The 21,056-nt window shown below is 46.3% G+C and carries 8 protein-coding genes; 5 read left to right on the forward strand and 3 right to left on the reverse strand.

The genetic code is table 11. From position 1 onward, the window contains the following. The first annotated feature begins 192 nt into the window (after positions 1-192). The 4 genes from H6F56_RS23920 to H6F56_RS23935 all read left to right on the forward strand — a co-directional run bounded on the left by H6F56_RS23920 (position 193) and on the right by H6F56_RS23935 (position 13,481). Positions 193-1,386, forward strand: coding sequence for a caspase family protein (locus H6F56_RS23920; RefSeq protein WP_190673949.1), 1,194 nt, complete (start codon positions 193-195; stop codon positions 1,384-1,386). Between the two features lie 84 nt (positions 1,387-1,470). Further along, on the forward strand, positions 1,471-7,305 hold the full coding sequence (locus H6F56_RS23925) for a CHAT domain-containing protein (protein WP_242032148.1): 5,835 nt from the start codon (positions 1,471-1,473) through the stop codon (positions 7,303-7,305). A gap of 168 nt (positions 7,306-7,473) precedes the next feature. Continuing rightward, positions 7,474-13,287 (forward strand): CHAT domain-containing protein, encoded by a 5,814-nt coding sequence (locus tag H6F56_RS23930; protein ID WP_242032149.1) that lies wholly within the window; start codon positions 7,474-7,476, stop codon positions 13,285-13,287. 35 nt (positions 13,288-13,322) lie between these two features. Continuing rightward, positions 13,323-13,481 carry a hypothetical protein gene (locus H6F56_RS23935; RefSeq protein WP_190673952.1) on the forward strand — a complete coding sequence of 53 codons (159 nt, stop codon included), beginning with the start codon at positions 13,323-13,325 and terminating at the stop codon, positions 13,479-13,481. 32 nt (positions 13,482-13,513) lie between these two features. Here H6F56_RS23935 and H6F56_RS23940 read toward each other — a convergent pair whose 3' ends face one another. Together H6F56_RS23940 and H6F56_RS23945 are read right to left on the reverse strand one after the other, a co-directional pair. Beyond that, positions 13,514-18,046 carry a PAS domain S-box protein gene (locus tag H6F56_RS23940; protein WP_190673956.1) on the reverse strand — a complete coding sequence of 1,511 codons (4,533 nt, stop codon included), beginning with the start codon at positions 18,044-18,046 and terminating at the stop codon, positions 13,514-13,516. Between the two features lie 199 nt (positions 18,047-18,245). After that, positions 18,246-18,410, reverse strand: coding sequence for a hypothetical protein (locus H6F56_RS23945; protein WP_190673959.1), 165 nt, complete (start codon positions 18,408-18,410; stop codon positions 18,246-18,248). 1 nt (position 18,411) lies between these two features. Here H6F56_RS23945 and H6F56_RS23950 point away from each other — a divergent pair, with 1 nt between their 5' ends. Then, a complete protein-coding gene (locus tag H6F56_RS23950; protein WP_190673962.1) occupies positions 18,412-19,599 on the forward strand; it encodes a calcium-binding protein in 1,188 nt (395 codons plus the stop codon). A 191-nt stretch (positions 19,600-19,790) separates the two neighbouring features. Here the strand turns inward: H6F56_RS23950 and H6F56_RS23955 are convergent, their stop codons facing one another. Further along, positions 19,791-21,056 carry a glutamate-5-semialdehyde dehydrogenase gene (locus H6F56_RS23955; RefSeq protein WP_190673965.1) on the reverse strand — a complete coding sequence of 422 codons (1,266 nt, stop codon included), beginning with the start codon at positions 21,054-21,056 and terminating at the stop codon, positions 19,791-19,793.

Raw genomic sequence — 21,056 nt, forward strand, 5'->3', positions numbered from 1 at the left:
TTAATGTCAAAGATAATCTTAAAGCGCGTTTCCCGTTCGCAGATTTGCCTTTTCCGTCCATAAAACCTGATCAAAACAACCTTTAAGGGTAAACTTCTAGAAAAATTTGTATAAATATGACAAAAAACTGATATTTTAGCTAATTTCTCAGTTGCCCTCTATAACAAACCTAAATCTTTAAGTGAGTTCGCCATGATTCATCCAACTCGTCGTCATTTCCTCAAATTTGCCGGTTCTGCCTTGGCAACTCTGGGAATTAATCAATTTTTATTCCAACAACAAGCACAACGCTATGGCCAAGTGCTTGCCCAAAGTACCCCTCGCAAACTTGCTTTACTGGTAGGAATTAATCAATATACCTCGCAACCGTTAGAAGGATGTCTCAACGATATTGAACTGCAACGAAATTTGCTAGTTCATCGGTTTGGGTTTAATCCCAAAGATGTTTATATATTAACCGACAAAGAAGCGACACGGGAAGGAATGTTAGGAGCCTTTGAAGAACATCTCATTAAACAAGCTAAACCCGGAGATGTGGTGGTTTATCACTATTCTGGACATGGTTCACTGATTCGTGATCCGAACCCAATTATTGTTGAACCAGGGAAGGAAGGCATGAACGGAACCTTTGTGCCGGTGGATGGTAACTTGCCGGCAGGATATCCCGAAGTGGGAGGAGCGGTGCAAGACATAATGGGGCATACTTTATTTTTATTGATGTCTGCCCTAAACACTGAAAACGTCACGGTGGTGTTAGATAGTTGTTTTGCCGGCGGAGCAACGAGAGAAGCACGAGTCCGTTCCCGCGAAGGTGGCAAGAATATTTTAGTATCTGCCGATGAAAAAACCTACCAACAGCAATGGTTATCACGGTTAAATATGTCGCCAGAAGAATTTGTTAAAGGCTACCGCACAGGTGTGGCGAAAGGTGTTGTTTTAGCGGCGACTGCTCCAGAGCAACTGGCGCGAGAAATTAATGTTAATGGGTTCTTGTCGGGGATATTTACTTATTTATTAACCCATTTTTTATGGCAAGAAGATGGAAATATTGAGCGAATATTTCCGAAGATTCAGCCAGAGATTCCTGAAACCTTCGCTCAAGATCCTCGTTATGAAGTTAAACCAGGAACTAGCTATCAGAAGCAACCTTTGTATTTTATCAATTCTCCCAATTCCACTGCACAGGCAGTAGTGACGCAAGTGAGTGGGGATACTGCCCAATTGTGGTTAGGAGGAGTTGATTTACGAAAAGTGGATGTAGGAGCGATATTTACTGCTGTTAAGGGGACAGGACAGGTGAGAGTTTTGTCTCGTGAGGGGTTAGTCGCACAGGCAAAGATTGAGAAAGCGGTTACGGAAGGAACGCCGTTGCGTTTGATGAGTTAAATAACAATAACTTTTTGCTTTTAAGAATTCATATAGATTAGAAGAATTCCAAAAAGTCCCCGCACTCAGGTTGCTGAAAAAATAATGATGATGCCAAGTCAATACCGAAAAGTTGAGCGCTGTGTTGCCCTTGTGATGGGTGTAGTATTTGCGACGACTTACAGCATCCCCATCAACGCTCAATCGAGGATTCGCATAGTTTCTCAGGTGCCGGCAACTGAACACTCGGCGACAACAGAAACAAAAGAGCCGGTGCAGGCATTTGCCGGCCAATTAGCAGTATTTATGGGGCATGAGGATCATGTCACCAGCGCTGTCTTTAGTCCCAATAAAAAGCAAATCCTCACCATTGATGTAGATAGCACTGTCCGCTTGTGGGATACTCAAGGCAATCTCTTAACTCAGTTTGAGGCAGATCAGAAGGAGACAAGTAGCCTTGCTGCTGCTCCAGAAGCTACATTTAGTCCTGATGGCAGCCAAATTCTCACCACCACTGAGGATAAAACCGCCCGTCTGTGGGATACCCAAGGCAATCTTCTAGCTGAGTTTCGGGGGCACCAGAATGATGTCAGAAAAGCAGTATTTAGCCCCAATGGAAAGCAAATCCTCACCATTGGTAACTTTGGCGATAAAGCTGGTATATGGGATAAATTCCATGTATGGGATACCAAAGGCAATCTTTTAGTAGAACTCCAGGGACATAAAGTAGTTAGAAATGGTGCGTTTCAAGGAAGAGCAGCCTTTAGTCCTGATGCCAGCAAAATCCTCACAGTCGGTTCAGATCAAACCGCTCGCTTGTGGGATATCAAAGGTAAGCTTCTCAAAGAGTTCCAGGAGCATAAGATCATCAGGGCTGTATTCAGTCCCGATAGCCGGCAAATTCTCACTAATAGTGATGATAAAATCGTTCGCTTGTGGGATACCAAAGGTAATCTCTTGACAGAATTTCAGGAGGCAGGGGTCGCCAATGCAATATTTAGCCCGGATGGTCGCCAAATCCTCACCGTCAGCAATGGAACCGCCCGCTTGTGGGAGACCAAAGGCAACCTCCTAACTGTATTTGGGCAGCATGGAGATTCTGACTGGAGTAATATCTGGATTGCAACAGGATTTAGCCCCGATGGCCGGCAAATCTTGACAAGTAGTCGAGATGGAACTGCTCAAATTTGGGATACGAAAGGCAATCTCCTAGCAAAGTTGCGGGGGCATAATGATTTAGTCCAGGCTGTATTTAGTCCCGATGGCCGGCAAATCCTTACCTTTAGTTGGGATAAAGTCGCCCGTCTCTGGGACGTATCAGCTGCAATAGCTGCCGAGTCTGAGCAAATGGCTGGTGTGCAAACTATTCAGGAAAGCGTCTCTAAAAATAATGCTCAACTGGCAATATTCGGGGGACACAATGGTGATGTCATTGCAGTATTTAGTCCCGATGGCCGGCAAATCCTTACTGCTAGTGATGATAGAAACGCCCGTCTGTGGGATACCAACGGTAATCTATTAGTACAGTTCCAGGTTCATGAGGGGGTCAGCCGCGCAATATTTAGCCCCGATGGTCGCCAAATCCTCACAATTGGTGGGGACTATAACACGACCCGTTTTGATAGAACTACCCGGTTGTGGGATCTTAAAGGCAACCTCTTAGCTGTGTTGCGCGGGAGTGAGTCTCTAATAATCGGAAGTGCAAAATTTAGCCCCGATGGTCGCCAAATTCTCACTGCTGGTATTAATGGTGGTGGGGATAATACCGCCCGGTTGTGGGATCTTAAAGGCAATCTCCTTGCTGAGTTGCGACCCCCTGAGGAAGTATGGGGGGGGGTCGCTAAAAGTGCAGTATTTAGTCCTGATGGTAAACAAATCCTCACCGCTAGTAACGATAAAACCGCCCGCCTGTGGGATCTCAAAGGCAATCTCCTAACAGAGTTCCGGGGACACCTGAAAGGGGTGAACAGTGCAGTATTTAGTCCGGATGGCGGGCACATTCTCACTGCCAGTGATGATGAAACAGCCCGCTTGTGGGATCTCAAAGGCAATCTCGTAACAGAGTTTCGAGGGCATCGGGAGAGACTCAAAAGTGCCATATTTAGCCCAGATGGCAGCCAAATCCTCACTAAGAGTTTAGATGAGACCGCCCGCTTGTGGGATAGCAAAGGCAATTTTGTGGCAGAGTTTCGAGCAGATGAAACCTATCTTGGGAGTGTAATTTTTAGTCCCAATGGCAGCCAAATTCTCATTACTAGCAGTGAGAATACCGGCCCTGGCATCGCCCGCCTGTGGGATCTCAAAGGCAATCTACTCGCTGTGTTCCGAGGGCATGAGCTTGGAATCAATAGTGCAGTATTTAGCCCCGATGGCCGGCACATTCTCACCGCCAGTGGGGATGGCACTGCCCGTTTGTGGGATGTATCAGTCGCAATGGCTGCTCAAGCGAAGCAAACGGCTGCTTTGCAAACCTTTCAGGACAATCTCTCTAAAAATAATGCCCAACTCGCCGCATTACGCGATGATAAGGATCAGATCAGGCGTGCAATATTTAGCCCAGATGGCCGGCAAATTCTTACAATTGGTCATTATCCTTCTGCAACTGCCCGCTTGTGGGATACCCACGGCAATCTTGTCGCACAGTTAGCTGGGCAGGAGTATGTCCAAAGTGCAGAATTTAGCCCAGATAGCCGGCAAATTCTCGTTGCGACTGATTCAAGCGTTCGTTTATGGGATACCAAAGGCAATCTCCTGATTGAGTTTCAGGAAAAAGGGCATCGAATCCAAAGTGCAGTCTTTAGCCCCGATGGTCGGCAAGTTCTCACTGCCGGGTTAGAGAGTACTGCCCGCCTGTGGAATCTCACAGGCAATGTCCTGACTGTGTTCCGAGGGCATGACAGTGCTGTTGACAGTGCAGTCTTTAGTCCAGATGGCAGTCAAATCCTCACCAGCAGTTTAGATAAAACTGCCCGTCTGTGGGATACCCAAGGCAACCTTCTGCAAGAATTTCGGGGGCATGAGTGGGTTGACAATGCAATCTTTACCCCAGATGGCCTGCAAATCCTTACCCTCGGCAATGATTTGCACGGGTATGCCCGTCTGTGGGATACCAAAGGCAATCTCCTGGCAGAGTTTCGGGGGCAGAAGGATGTATATCAAGGTTCCAGTCATGACAGCCATGTAGAATTTACCCCGGATGGCCAGCAAATCCTGATCACCAGTGGAGATAGACTTTCTCGCCTGTGGGATATCAAAGGCAATCTTCTAGCAATACTCCGAGATCATGACAGTGCTGTCAACAGCGCCGTATTTAGTCCGGATGGGAGTCAAATTCTCACTGCCAGTGAGGATAAAACTGCCCGTCTGTGGGATAACAAAGGTAATCTTCTCGCCATATTTCGGGGACATGAAGATGGGGTCAGAAGTGCAGAATTTAGCCCAGATAGCTGGCAAATCCTCACCGCTAGTAATGATAGAACCGCCCGTATATGGGATATTGCTGCCGGCATCAAAGTCTCAGCCGCAGAAGTCGCCTTTATCAAAGGTAATCAACTCTCAAATCAAGAAACTATCGAATCTAGACAACTCGCTCTCACTCAGTTAGAAGAAGCGCTTACTCTCTATCGTGCCGAGCAGAACGCTGCTCAAGCTGCACTCACGCTTTTATCAATGGGTAAAATTCACGCTGATTTAGGTCAATTTCAATCGGCACTAGACTCCTACAATCAAGCGTTACCTTTGTCACAACAAGCTGGGTCTAAAAAAGAAGAAGCCGATATTCTCAATAGTCTCGGTCAACTCTACACCGAGTTAGCTGAGCCAAAAGCTGCCCTTGATTACTATAACCAAGCCTTACCCTTGTTTTATCAATTAAATGACCAAAAGGCCGTCGCCGCTACCCTCAACAACATTGGTTCTATTCAAGCAACTTCCCAACCATGGCAAAATGCTCTCAAATCTTACAATCGAGCTTTGGTTATTTCTCGCCCTGCCGGCACTCTAGATGCTGAAGCCTCTGCCCTCATGGGTATTGGCAACGTTTATATTACCTCTCAAAACTGGACAACGGCTCTCAATGCCTACAACCAAGCTTTATTAATCTCCCAGCATCTTAACGACAGAATTAAAGAAACCACCATCCTTAATCAGATGGGAAAAATCTACGCGGCTTTAGGTCAAGAATCGGCAGCCATTGAATCTTATAATCAAGCGTTATCTCTGTCTCGGCAACTCGGTTATAAAACTGAAGAAGCGAACATCCTCTACAATCAAGCGATTTTGAGCCGGCAACAAAATCACCTCACAGTTGCCAAAACTGAAATCGAAACCGCTATCAATATTATTGAGAACCTTCGCACCCAAATTGCCAGTCAAGAACTAAGACAATCCTACTTTGCCGGCAACCAAGATTATTATCAATTTTATATTGATTTATTAATGCAATTGCATCAGCAAGATCCGACTAAAGGATATGATGCCGAGGCTTTGCATATTAGCGAACGTGCCCGTGCTAGAAGTCTTCTTGAACTCCTGACTGAAGCAACCGCAGATATTCGAGCTGGGGTTGACCCTCAACTACTGGAACAAGAACAAAGTTTACAACAAAAACTTAATGCCTTAGATCATCAAAAGTATCAATTAGTCAGTGGGTCTTATACGCAAACAGAACTTGAGGAAATTCAGCAAAAAATTGCATCAATGCTCGCTCAACTTGATCAACTTAAAGCTAAAATTCGCGTCACAAATCCCCGCTATGCTGAGCTGAAATATCCTGAACCTCTGAAACTGTCAGAAATTCAACAACAAGTATTGGATGAAAATACTGTACTTCTAGAATATTCTCTGGGCGCAAACCGTAGTTATCTTTGGGCAGTGACTAACAACAGCATTACCAGTTACGAACTTCCCAAACAAAACGAAATTGAAACCCTGGTCAAAACCTTCCGAGATTCTGTTACTCAAAATAGTGTAGCAAAACTAGATGCCGGCGTGCCTCTGAGTCAAATTTTACTAGGGCCGGCTGCTAATCAACTTGGCAATAAACGGCTACTGATTGTTGGGGATGGGGCATTGCAATATATTCCTTTTGCGGCATTACCTATCCCATCAAATCCGACTACTCCGCTTTTAGTACAAAACGAGATTGTGACGCTGCCTTCTGCCTCCACGATTGCCATCCAACGCCGGCAGCTAGAAAACCGACCTCTTGCTGCGAAAACCTTGGCGGTACTAGCTGATCCAGTCTTCAATCTCAATGATGAGCGGGTTGCCGGCACTCCTGCACAAACTCCTGACACTTCCAGAAATTATGCCTTAACGCGTGCTGCCCGTAATTTAGGAATTGGGGAAAGTGGGGTGATTCTAGATCGGTTGAAATATACTCGCACTGAAGCTGAAAAAATCCTCGCCTTGGTTCCCGCATCTCAACGTCTACAAGCCTTAGATTTTAGCGCATCTCGCTCTTTCGCTACTGACCCAAATTTGGCGCAATATCAAATCATTCACTTAGCAACTCATGGATTACTCGATCCAGTCAATCCTGAGTTATCTGGCGTGGTGCTATCCCTGATTAACGAACAAGGAAAAGTTCAGGATGGCTTTTTGCGTCTGCATGATATTTTCAACCTTAATTTGCCGGCTGAATTGGTGGTACTGAGTGCTTGCCAAACCGGCTTAGGTGAAGAAGTGAAAGGAGAAGGATTAGTTGGTTTGACAAGAGGCTTGATGTATGCAGGAGCAAGACGTGTGGTGGTATCTTTATGGAGTGTTAATGATGTGGCCACTTCCGAGCTGATGACCAGGTTTTACCAGAAGATGCTGCAAGACGGTCAAAAGCCGGTGACGGCTTTGAGAGACGCACAACTGGAGATGTGGAATTCTGGGCAGTGGCAGTCTCCCTACTACTGGGCAGCATTTACCGTGCAAGGTGATTGGCGCTGAGTTGTGGAGATGGCATTGAGCTAGTTGCATTATTTGACACTGCTAATTTTTGTTGAGCCGGCCATATTTTCAACATCAAGCAGTTGTTTAATTGGGTTAAAAAATAATTCTTTTGATTAGGCTCTGAATGTGCAACGTCCATAGCTGACTCAAGTGGCTTAAAAAATAATGATGATGTCAGGTAACTACGGAAAAGTTGAGCGCTGTGTTGCCCTTGTGATGGGTGTGGTATTTGCAACGACTTACAGCATCCCCATCAACGCCCAACCCAACAATCCCACACTAGCCCAGCCACCGGCAACAGAAAGCAGAACGACAGGAAGAACAAAAGAGCCGGTGGAGGCATTTGCCGGTCAACTTGCCGTTTTCTTAGGACATGAGGCTGATCTCACCAGTGCCGTATTTAGCCCAGATGGGAAACAAATTCTCACGGCCAGCGAAGATAAAACCGTCCGCTTGTGGGATAGCAATGGCAATCTTCTGACGGTGCTTCGGGGTCATGAGAGAGAAGTCAGACGTGCTATGTTTAGCCCCAATGGCCGGCAAATTCTGACCATCAGTGAGTATGAAAGCACCCGCCTGTGGGATACCCAAGGCAATCTCCTGGCTGTGTTCCGGGGAGTTGAGGGGCAAGACAATATTACAAATGCCGTATTTAGTCCAGATGGCCGGCAAATTCTCACTATTAGTAGACTTACCAATCAAGCCGGCTTAGGGCATAAATTTCGTTTGTGGGATACCAAGGGCAATCTTTTAGTAGAGTTCCAAGGTCGTCAGGACAGGAGAAGGAGAAGTGGAGGATTAATTTTCTCAAACGCTATCTTTAGCCCCGATGGTGGCCAAATCCTCACTGTCGATTTGTATGGAGTTGTTTGCTTATGGAATAGCAATGGCAATCTTCTCAAAGAGTTCCAGGGGCATCAGGATCGTGTCATTAGTGCAGAATTTAGTCCTGACGCCAGCCAAATTCTCACCGGCAGTTCAGATAAAACTGCACGATTGTGGGATAGGCAAGGTAATGTGCTGGCAGAGTTTCAGGGGCATGAGGAAGGGGTCTATAGAGCAATATTTAGTCCCGACGGAAACCAAATCCTCACTGCCAGTAGCGATACAGCGCGGGTTTGGGATATCAAAGGTAATCTTTTGGCTCAATTCCAAGGGCATGAAATTTATAGCTGGAGTGTACAAGGATTTAGCCCGGATGGCCGGCACATCCTAACCAGTAGTCGAGATGGAACTGCTCGTCTGTGGGATACCAAAGGCAATCTGCTGGCAATATTGCGGGGACATGATAGTGTAGGTGCAGTTGCGGCAGTATTTAGTCCAGATGGCCGGCAAATCCTCACCTTTGGTTGGGATAAATTTGCTCGCTTATGGGATGTTTCAGCCGCAATTACTGCTGAATCCGAGCAAAGGGTTGCGACAACAACCCTTCTAGAAAGCGTATCTGAGAATAACGCTCAACTGGCAATATTTCGGGGACATAAAAGTTATGTCACCAGTGCTGTCTTTAGCCCCGATGGTCGGCAAATTCTCACCGCGAGTCGAGATGAAACTGCACGATTATGGGATCTTAAAGGCAATCTCTTGGCAGAGTTTAAAGGACATGAAGAAGGGATCTATCGAGCAAGATTTAGCCCAGATGGTCGCCAAATCCTCACCACGAATGGTGAGAACATCCGTTTATGGGACACAAAAGGCAATCTCCTCTCTGTATTGCAAGGACACAATCGCATTAATGCAGTATTTAGCCCGGATGGAAGCAAAATCCTCCCCAGCGATTGCCTGTGCTATCCGGTTAGCTTGTGGGATAGCCAAGGTAATCTCCTCACTGAGTTGCGGGTGCCAAAGAAAGTTGAGGACGAAGAAGAATGGCAGTGGATTGTTAACAGTGCAGCATTTAGTCCCGATGGCAATCAAATTCTCACCGCCAGTGAGGATAGAATTGCCCGATTGTGGGATACCAAAGGTAATCTTTTAGCTGAATTCCCACTAGGACATGAGAAGGCTGTCAACAGTGTCGTTTTTAGCCCAGATGGTCGCCAATTCTTGACAGCAAGTAATGATGAAACTGCCCGGTTGTGGGATCTCAAAGGCAATCTTCTAGCTGAGTTTCGGGGGCATAAGGAGAGACTCGAAAGTGCCGTATTTAGTCCAGATGGAAGTCAAATCCTGACCAAGAGTTTAGATGATACTGCTCGTCTGTGGGATCTCAAAGGCAATTTCTTGACAGAGTTTCGGGTAGATGAAAGACATCTCAGAAGTGCAATCTTTAGCCCGGATGGCCGGCAAATTCTCATGACCAGCAGTGACACTTTCGGCCCTGGAATCGCCCGGTTGTGGGATCTCAAAGGTAATCTCCTGGCAGTGTTCCGAGGGCATGAAGGCACCACCCACAGTGCAGTATTTAGCCCAGATGGCCGGCAAATTCTCACTGTCGGTGATGATGGCACTGCCCGGTTGTGGGATGTATCAGTCGCAATGGCTGCCCAAGCCAAGCAAATGGCTGCCCTGCAAACCTTTCAGGAAAGCTTGTCCAAAAATAACGCTCAACTGGCAGAGTTACAGGAGAACGAGGAAGTCCAGCGTGCCGTATTTAGCCCGGATGGTCGCCATATTCTCACCACTACCGAGAAAATCGTCCACCTGTGGGATAACAAAGGCAATCTTCTAAGCGAGTTTCAAGTCCCTAAAGAAAGGGTCTCCAGACCAGTATTTAGCCCCGATGGCCGGCATATCCTTGCAGTGGGTGATGAAACCGCCTACTTGTGGGATATCAAAGGTAATATCCTGGCAAAATTCCAAGGACACAAGGGTTCTGTTACAAGGGCAGTATTTAGCCCGGATGGGGGTCAAATTCTCACCGCTAGTATAGATAGTACCGCCCGCCTGTGGGATACCAAAGGAAATCTCCTCGCTGAGTTCCGGGGGCATGAGTATGAAGTCATCAATCCAGTATTTAGCCCTGATGGTAGCCAAATCCTCACCGCCAGTTTTGATAAAACTGCCCGTCTGTGGGATACCAAAGGTAATCTCTTGGCTGTGTTCCGACATGAAGATGCTGTCATCAATGCCGTATTTAGCCCAGATGGTCACCATATCCTCACTGCCAGCGATTATTCTTATGGATATGCCCGTTTGTGGGATACCAAAGGCAATCTCCTTGCTGAGTTTCGGGGACAGAAGGATGTAGAGAAAGGCACCGCTTCTCACAGGAGTGCAGAATTTAGCTCGGATGGCCAGCAAATCCTGATCACCAGTGGAGATAGACTTTCCCGCCTGTGGGATATCAAAGGCAATCTCCTGGCAATATTCCGAGATCATGACAGTTCTGTCAACAGCACCGTATTTAGTCCGGATGGCCGGCAAATTCTCACCGCTAGTGAAGATAAAACCGCTCGTTTGTGGGATAACAAAGGCAATCTGTTAGCGATATTCCGGGGACATGAAGATGGGATCAACAATGCAGAATTTAGCCCAAATGGCCGGCAAATTCTCACGGCTAGTCAGGATAGAACCGCCCGAATCTGGGATATTGCTGCCGGCATCAAAGTTTCTGCCGCAGAAGTCGCCTATATCAAAGGAAACCAACTCTTTAGTCAAGAAACCATCGAATCGAGACAACTAGCACTAACCAAGTTAGAAGAAGCCCTTGAACTCTATCGTGCAGAGCAAAACTCTGCTCAAGCTGCACTCACGCTTTTATCAATGGGTAAAATTCACGCTGATTTAGGTCAATTTCAATCGGCACTAGACTCCTACAATCAAGCGTTACCTTTGTCACAACAAGCTGGGTCTAAAAAAGAAGAAGCCGATATTCTCAATAGTCTCGGTCAACTCTACACCGAGTTAGCTGAGCCAAAAGCTGCCCTTGATTACTATAACCAAGCCTTACCCTTGTTTTATCAATTAAATGACCAAAAGGCCGTCGCCGCTACCCTCAACAACATTGGTTCTATTCAAGCAACTTCACAACAATGGCAAAATGATGCCCTCAAATCTTACAATAAAGCCTTAACTATCTCACGACCTGCCGGCACTCTAGATGCCGAAGCCTCTGCCCTCATGGGCATTGGGAACATCTATATCACCTCAAACGAATGGGCAACGGCTCTCAATGCCTACAACCAAGCCTTATTAATCTCCCAGCATCTTAACGACAAAGTTAAAGAAACCGCCATCCTTAATCAGATGGGAAAAATCTACGCCGCTTTAGGTCAAGAGCCGGCAGCCGTTGAATCTTATAATCAAGCGTTGTCTTTGTCTCGACAACTTGGTTACAAAACTGAAGAAGCTAATATTCTCTACAATCAAGCGATTTTGAGCCGGCAACAAAATCGCCTCACAGTTGCCAAAAGCGAAATCGAAACCGCTCTCAATATTATTGAGAACCTCCGCACCCAAATTGCCTCTCAAGACCTGAGACAATCTTACTTTGCCGGCAACCAAGATTATTATCAGTTTTACATCGATTTATTAATGCAATTGCATCAGCAAGACCCGAATAAAGGTTATGATGCCGAGGCTTTGCATATTAGCGAGCGTGCCCGTGCGAGAAGTCTTCTTGAACTCCTGACTGAAGCAACAGCAGATATTCGGGCTGGAGTAGAACCCCAACTGCTTGAAAGTGAACAAAGTTTACAACCACAACTCAATGCCTTAGATCATCAAAAGTATCAATTAGTCAGTGGGTCTTATACGCAAACAGAACTTGAGGAAATTCAACAAAAAATTGCATCAACGCTCGCTCAACTTGACCAACTCAAAGCTAAAATTCGCATTTCTAGCCCTCGCTATGCTGATTTGAAATATCCTGAACCTCTGACTTTGCAGGAGATTCAGCAACAAGTTCTGGATGAAGAAACTGTCCTTTTAGAATATGCTTTAAGTGAGAAACAGAGTTATCTGTGGGTGGTTACAAAAAATAGCTTAACTAGTTATATCTTACCAAGACAAGGTGAAATCGAAGCGGCAGCGGAAACCTTCCGAGAGGCTGTCACGATAAATAGTGGGAGAAATATAGAAGCCGGCTTACCTTTAAGCAAAATGTTACTAGAGCCGGCTGCGTCTCAACTAGAAAATAAACGTTTATTAATTGTTGGGGATGGGGCACTGCAAACGATTCCATTTGCTGCATTACCGCTTCCCGCTTCTCCCAATACACCGCTTTTAGTACAAAACGAGATTGTGACGCTGCCTTCTGCCTCTACTGTTGCCATCCAACGCCGGCAACTGGAAAACCGGCCTATTGCTAATAAAACTTTGGCTGTGATTGCCGATCCAGTCTTCAATCTCAATGATGAGCGAGTAACCGGCATTCCTGCTCAACCAACTGCTTCTATTAATAATTCTGCCCTAACTCGTGCGACCCGCAATTTAGGAATTGGGGAAGGTGGAGTAGTTCTTGACCGGCTCAAATTCACCCGCACTGAAGCTGAAAAAATCCTCGCCTTACTTCCCGACGCGCAACGTTTGCAAGCCTTGGATTTTGATGCTTCTCGGCAAGTTGCCACTGACCCGAATTTAGCTCAATATCAAATGATTCACCTGGCTACTCATGGCTTACTTGATCCGGTGAATCCTGAATTATCGGGGGTGGTGTTGTCGCTATTTGATCAACAAGGGAAATCCCAGGATGGCTTTTTGCGTCTGCACGATATTTTTAACTTGAATTTGCCGGCTGAATTGGTGGTGTTGAGTGCCTGTCAAACCGGCCTCGGTGAAGCGGTGAAAGGAGAAGGATTAGTGGGATTGACAAGAGGCTTTATGTATGCAGGGGCACGGCGTGTAGTGGTGTCTTTATGGAGTGTCAATGATGTGGCCACTTCCGAACTGATGACCAAATTTTACCAGAAGATGATTAATGAAGGACAAAATCCAGTTAAGGCGTTGAGGGCGGCACAACTAGAGATGTGGAATTCTGGGCAGTGGCAGTCGCCTTATTATTGGGCAGCATTTACCGTGCAGGGTGATTGGCGCTGAGTGAAATTTATTCCTCTGAAATATTAAGTGCAGTGATGGCTCAACTGTTTTTATTGCTCAAATTCATCTCCCTGCCAGGAATATTTAGTTTGCGCTTACTCTGCGAGTCGGTTGCCGGCACTTCCAGGCAATTTTCTTTATTTTTAGATTGCCGGATGCCGGCTGTAACAAATCCTCAACATTTTTGCCTATAATAGCAAAATTTGCTTTTAGAAATTGAAGTTAATTATGATGCCGGCAGAGGTAATGTGAACCAGAAAGTAGACCCGGAACCTGGAACACTATCGACTCCAATTTTACCGCCGTGAGCCGTAATAATCTGCCGGCACAAATATAACCCTAAACCAAGGCCGGTAGATCGGCGTGATTGAGTACCACGAGTGTAAAGTTCAAATAATTGATTGCATTGCTCTTGACTCATTCCCACACCACTGTCTTGAACTGTGCAGCGAATCATCTCCAATCTTCGATTAGAAGAAATGACAAAATTTGCTGCTTCCGCTTCTGTTGTTTCTGTTATTTCTGTTACTTCCTCACTGATAACTGTCGCAGCAATCGTTAACTGAAGTTCTGGCGGATTATGATTTAAAGCATTCGTGATCAGATTTTCAAACACGCGCCATAACTGCGCCGAATCCGCACTCACCACCGGCAGTTCTGCCGGCACCAAATTGCTCAGCATCGCTTGATTTTTAGCCAGCAGAGGCTCTAACTCCGCCACAATCGCTGCAATCAGCCGGCTCAACTGCACCGGCTCTCGCTCAAGTACAATGCCTCGCACTTCAGTCGCATGAACTTCTAGCAGCGAATTAATCATCTTAAGTTGCCGCTGGCTGCCTTGAATCATCCGCTCTAAAATTGAGCGAGGAATTTCAATTTTTGAGGATAAATTCTGAATACCTTGCTCACTAGGAGCCTGCTGACTGCTCAGCAAATTATTCAACACTAATAACGAACCCATCACCGGGGTTCGCAAATCGTGAGTAACTGCGTGTAAAAATAAATCCTTCAACTGATTAATCTCTTGCAATTCCTGATTTCGCTGTTGCAGTTGTGCCGTGCGTTCCCCCACCAGCCATTCCAAATTAGCCGCACTCGCTGCCAATTTTTGATAAAGCTGGGCTTGTTTAATTGCCATTGATACCGGCGTTGCCAATCGCTCCAAAAATTGCAGCTCAAAAGGTTCCCAGTGACGCGGATGATCGCATTGATTTGCTACCAACAATCCAAACATCTGATCATCCACAAGCAACCGAACCGCCAAGCTCGATTTGACCTGAAAATCTGCATAATACTGGGCGATATAAGCAGAAGGAAATACCTTCTGACTTGTATCATCAACAGCACGAACTGCAACCTCGTCAAAAAGTATTTTAATTTCCCCAAAATAGATATCACGCGGGGTAACGTGACCTAAAGAAGAAGGAAAGCCGGCGGCCACAGATTCTGCGACAATTAAACCATCTAAATTCTCATCCAAGTGACCAATATAAACGCGATCCGCTTTCAAGAATTGCCGAACTTCCTCAACTGTTGTGTTAAGAATTTGCTCCAAATCACAAGACTGGTGAACGCGCAGGGCAATTTCTGCTAGCAACCGTTCGCGTTCTTGCGCTTCCCGCAATTGTTTCTCAGCAAAAACTCGGTCAGTGATATCATTCGCAACTGCTAACAAACACCTCTCACCGTTAAGTGTAATAATTTCAGCAGAAAGCAAGCCCACACGCACCTGTCCTGTTTTTGTCTGCAGTTGAACTTCTTTGTTGTAAACTGCCCCGTCCTGTTGTAATTGCTGTTTCATCCGTTCGCGATCTTCAGGATTAACCCAGAGATTGAGTTCATAGGAAGTTCGCCCGATCACCTCCTCACGCTGATAGCCAAAAGTCTTTAAGCAACTCTCATTCACATCCAAGTAGCGCCCCTCATCTAGGGTACTAAGGCTCATTGAACTGGGACTAGAACGAAAGGCTTTTGAAAACTTTTGCTCTGACTGTAACAACGCTTCCTGAGCTTGCTTGCGCTCTGTAATATCAACACCGACACAGACAGCGGCTTGACCTTGTAAGTATTTTTGAGCCACCAATAAATGATGTTTGCTTGGAGTTTTTCTGGCAGTTTTTTCATCCGGCGGCTGAGCGATCTCAATTTCTTGAGAAGCTTCCTGTGCCGGCGAGGCAAAAAATTGCTCCACAAAATTTCTAAATCCACCGGCTATATTGAGAAAGCCCATTTCTTTGCCCACAAAGTCTGCCGGTGATAGCCCACAAATATTTGCTAAATACCGATTGACTCCCCGATACTTTAAATCTGAGCCAATCCAAGAAACACATCCCGGCACGGCATCTAAAACAGCTTGCAATTGGTCTTTTGCTTCTCGGAGAGCTTCTTCGGTCTGCTTGCGTTGAGTGATATCTCGCACAATGGTCAAAACTTCATCTTCCCCACTGACGACAATTCGTGCCTCATAATAATGTTCTTTCAAATCAGGGAAAGGCAACTGAAACTCAAAAACTTGTAACTCACCTGTTGCTAAAGCTTTTTCAACATAATCCATGCGTTGCTTCGCTACAGATGCCGGCAAAATCTCATAAATATTTTTGCCAATCTGTTCACTGGCAGGTCTCAGGATAAAGCTATCTTTTGGCGCTTTTACATCTAAATACGTGCCATCTCTGTCGATCCGAAAAATTAAATCTGGGATGGCGCTTACTAAACTGCGATGTGCCTCTTCTGCCCGCTTACGGTCGGTGATATCGAGAACATACCCCTCATAATTAATCACTTGTCCGGCGTCATTTCTAACAACAAACGTGAAGTCATAAACCCACCGTACCTGACCGTCGGGGCAAATAATTCGGTAGTCCTGTTCAAAAGAAGTCAAGCCGGCAGCAATATGGGCTTGCACCTCAGCACACGCTCTGGCAAGATCATCGGGATGCAGAATGCTGTCGTAGGGCACTCCGCCACTCATTAACTTTTGTGGATCGAACCCCCACTGACTGACATTTGGTGAGACATATTCCACCGGCCAGTTTTCTTGCTCGCGCCACCGGAAAACTGTCACCGGCCCTCCCATAAACAGCCGACGTTCTCGCTCAATTGCCTCTAGCGCTCGTTTGCGTTCGGTAATGTCAAATGCCGTTCCAATTACGCTGGTGACTTGACCGCTATCGTTAAATAGTGGACTGTACCAAGACTCGAATGCCATCCCATTCAGCTCTACCGTACAGTTAAATGCTTCGCCGGCCAACGCGCGGCGGCAGTTTTCTACAATTTGGGGCACTTCCCGATAAACATCAAAAATTGATTGCCCTAGCAGTTGTCCGGGACGCAATCCTAGAGTTTCTAAAACTTTGCCTTCTGAAAAGGTGAATTTCCCCTCAAGATCAACGGCCCATAATGTGATTGGTGCATTCGCAACGATGGTACGCAGAAAGGCTTCACTTTTTCGCAGCGCTTCTTCAGCTGTTGAACGTTCGGTAATATCAATTCCGCTACCAATAATATATTCAACATTGCCAGTGCTATCTAAAAGCGCCTTATTCGACCAAGCAATCAGCCGGCGTCTGCCATCCCGTGCCACCCAATGGTTTTCATACTGCATCGGGAGTTCCCCCAAGCAAAGGGTTTTAAAGACGTTTTTAACCGGCTCAACTTCTTCCGGCAGCAAGAACAAATCCCAGAAAGGCTCACCAATTACTTCCTCAGCCAAGTATCCTGTGGTTTGCTCGCAAGCTCGGTTAAAGCGGATAATTCTCCCTTGCGTGTCGAGAACCACCACTAAAGCGCCGGCTGTATCCAGAATTGTAGAAACAAAGTTGCGCTGAAGTTTCAGCGCTTGCTCTGCCTGCTCGCGTTGAGCAATTTGTAAGCGCAGGTGCTTGTTTGCTTTCATCAAAGCAGCGGTGCGATCCTCCACCCGGCATTCAAGTTCTGCATTTGCCAGTTGTAGGGCTGCTTGTGCCTGTTTCAGAGGGGTAATATCTCGCCCCACACACTGATATTCAATAAAGTTACCTTGCTCATCAAACAGTGCCCGATTCGTCCACTGGTGCCACTGAGTATGTCCGTTTGGTAACGTGACTTTGTGTTCAACTATCCTCACTGGCTCTTCCCGATTGAGGCAAGTCATATAACCTTCAATCGTTTCTCGCTCTTCTTCTAAAATTAAAGAATAGAGATTTTTTCCGATTAATTCTTCACTTTCTTTCGCAAAGTAACGGTAATAGGCACTATTAACAAAACTTAGGGTGCCATCTGCCAAAAATCGGCAGATCCACTCTGTTTGATCTTCGATAATCGCCCGATAGCGGGCTTCGCTTTTCCGCAGTTCCTCTTCAGCTTTGATTCGAGCTGTTATATCGTTACCAATACAGAGGATTTCTGCAATGTGCCCGTCTGCGTCTAAAATCGCTTTGTTCGTCCACGCCACCCAGAGACGATCGCCATTGCGACACATATTTTCGTTTTCATTGCGCTGATACTGTTCCGGGTGCTGAATGATATCCCGGATCGTGGCGTCGAGATCGCGCCCGGATGTATCTGTTTGAGGCACAATGGTGCCAACGACGCTTCTGCCTAGAATTTCATCCTGAGAGTAGCCAAAAAAGGTTTGAGCGAAATGATTGATAAAAGTAATGTGCCCCTGAGTGTCCATTTGCAAAATGATGCAATTTGCATTTTGGACAAGTTCTCGGTACAAGTTCTCATTGTGGCGTAATGACTTTTCTGGCTGAGTCTCTGCAAGGTTTGTAGACATAATGTGCGATCGCTGCCCTTCAAAATTTAAAGCACAAAGGTTTTCTTCGCTTGCCCTCTAAAATCCCTACTGCAAGCTCTCTCAGTTGAATGTGGCTATATTCTAATGCGATTGAAACCCGGCTGCCATGATTGCCGGTTGTTACGAGTAGTCAAAAGCGTTTTTTAACTTTCTTCTTCAATTCAAGGCTGTTTGCTTCTTATACCTGTAGAGGCTGTACGCCTTGCCGGCTCAAAGTTTGGGCTAACTCAGCAATGGCAGCCGGCAGAAAACTGTCAAAAATCCGCATAAGTGCTCGTTTCTCAAACATATATTCCTGTGGCAGCCGGCTACAGGCTGAGACGTTAGTAAACGGAGTGCACATTATGCCTACTTACTTGGGGACTATCTTCAGTGACATCTACATTGGGACTTTCCGCGATGAAGACATCATGGGTAGAAGCGGCAATGACACCCTTGCCGGCGAAGGTGGCGATGATATCATCGAAGGCGGCTTTGGGGATGACTTACTTGATGGCGGACTCGGTGCTGATATCCTTGATGGCGGATACGGCGCAGATATTATCGATGGGGGTGCCAATTCTGACTTACTTTATGGCGGAAGCAACTTTGACATCATTGTAGGCGCAGGCGGCAGAGACACGATTTATGGGCAAGCCGGCATAGACTACATCGACGGGGAAGAAGGCGACGATCTAATTTTCGGTGGCATTGGCGATGACTATCTCGATGGCGGCATTGGCGATGACTTGCTCAATGGCAACACCGGCGACGATACCTTATTAGGTGCCGGTGGCGATGACTACCTTGATGGCGGAGATGACGATGACTTGCTTTGGGGAGAATTTGGCGCAGACACCCTTTTAGGAGACTCCGGCAATGACTCTCTGATTGGCGAGGAAGGCAATGACTCGCTTGATGGCGGCAATGGCAGCGACTACCTCGATGCCGGCAGCGAAAATGATGTTCTCTTTGGCGGGGGTAATGATGACACGCTATTAGGCGCGGATGGAGAAGATTACCTCGATGGTGAGACGGGAGAAGACTATCTCTTTGGTGAAACCGGCAACGATATTCTCTATGGCAGGAGTGGCAATGACTACCTTGATGGTGGCATTGGGAGAGACTCTCTTGATGGGTTTAATGGCAATGATATTCTCATCGGTGGCGCGAATAACGACACTTTAGACGCCGGTTATGGCAAGGATACTATCATTGGTGGCACCGGTGACGACATCATCCTGCTCGGAGATGATAACTCCTCAGATACCGTTATTTATGACTTTCTAGATGGCTATGATGTCATCGTTGAATTTGATCGGTGTCGGTGCGGCGAGTTTGTCGATATCATCGTCTTTAACGGCATTTACTCAATCGATGTTGTTACCGTTGAAGACGGGACAGAATTCCGTCTCAGCGATGGAATTGTAGGAAATAGCGGGTTTGGAAGCGGTGAATTGCTGATCACCATGCTCGGAACTCAAGGTTTTACAGCCGATAATATTCAGTACAATATTGCCTCCACCAACACCACTGAATTATTATTTGACTAATCGATTACTCGCTTTTTTAACCACAGATGAACATAAATAAACAGCCAATCCTAGCTGTGTTTATCTGTGGTTAAAAACTGGCGAAATGACAAAGAGGGCTGAAACTCAGCTAATATAAATGCTTTTGAAGCTTTTACTCAAACAAGATAAATCAACGACTCATTTGCCTATGTTTCATGCTTCAAGAATTACTAAAACTGTCCGTTACCTTGAACAATATGTTTAATCGTTGTCAGGGTTTCTAAACCGATTAAGCCCCGGCGATGTCCTTTTTGATTGGACATTCCTAGAAAAACTGCGTCTCCTTGTTTGGGATTGCGGGAAAATCGGGGAGAAGCATTGATGTAGGTAGAGGCGCTATTGATTCCTAAAGCAAATTGCCGGCTTTCTTGGTAAGATTCCGTCACGATGCAATCAGCATGGCCGCTACTGTAGTGATTAATCCAAGCAATTGCTGCTTCTAGATTTTCTACGACTTTAAACGCAATGGTTTTGGTTAAATAAGCGTTTCCCCACTCTGAAGTTTGAGCCGGCTTTAATTCTGGAAAATCCTCGACTAGATGAGCATCTCCCCGAATTTCAAAGCCTTTTTCTTTAAGGCTATTCCACAGCGTTGTTAAGGAGGAGGGTTTTTGATCGCGGTGAATTAAGACTTTCTCGATGGCGTTGACAGGATCGGGTTCGCTTTGATGGCTATCTGCAATCACCCAGCGAGCCATTTCTAAGCTGCCGGTGGGTGACCAATAGAGGTAACAGTTGCCCATTGCGGATTTTAACACCGGCGCGGTTGCCTGTCGCACAACTTGCTGCACCAAACTAGGCCGGCCATAGGGAATGACTAAATTGAGATAGTGGTCTAAAGTAACTAAATCCCGGATGGATGAGCCTTGGTCTGAGGGGAGTAACTGCAAGCATTCCCCCGGCAGCCCTGTTTGTTGCAGTGCGGACTGTAAGGCTTGCACAATCACTGCATTCGAGTGGCTTGCTTCACTCCCCCCTTTAAGAATTAAAGTGTTGCCGGTTTTCAGGCACAAGCCGGCTGCAATTGCGCCTAATTCTGGAAAGGCTTCGTAGATCAGCGCGATCACACCCAGCGGCATTAACTGGCAGTAAATTTGGGAGTGCTCGATTTGGTGGGAAGCGTTCATCACCCGCCGCAGGGGATCGGAAAGTTCCGACAAGCGTTGGAAAATTTGAATGGTTGTTTGCAACCGTTCGGGCGTCAGTTTCAGCCACTCCAGAATCAATTCTGGCACTGCCATTTCCCGGCTTGCTTCCAAGTCCAGGGTGTTGGCTTCTAAAATCTGGTTTGCCTCACGCTTGAGGGCTTGTGCCATTGCTTGTAAGGTTCGAGAGCGGTCTATTCCCTTGACAGTTGCTAATTCTAGGGAAGCCTGATAAGCACGACGCGCAGCTTGAGCGAATGCCGGTGAAGGATGTAACGAGTCAGTTGTCAT

This window comes from Microcoleus sp. FACHB-672 (assembly GCF_014695725.1).
GTDB lineage: Bacteria > Cyanobacteriota > Cyanobacteriia > Cyanobacteriales > Oscillatoriaceae > FACHB-68.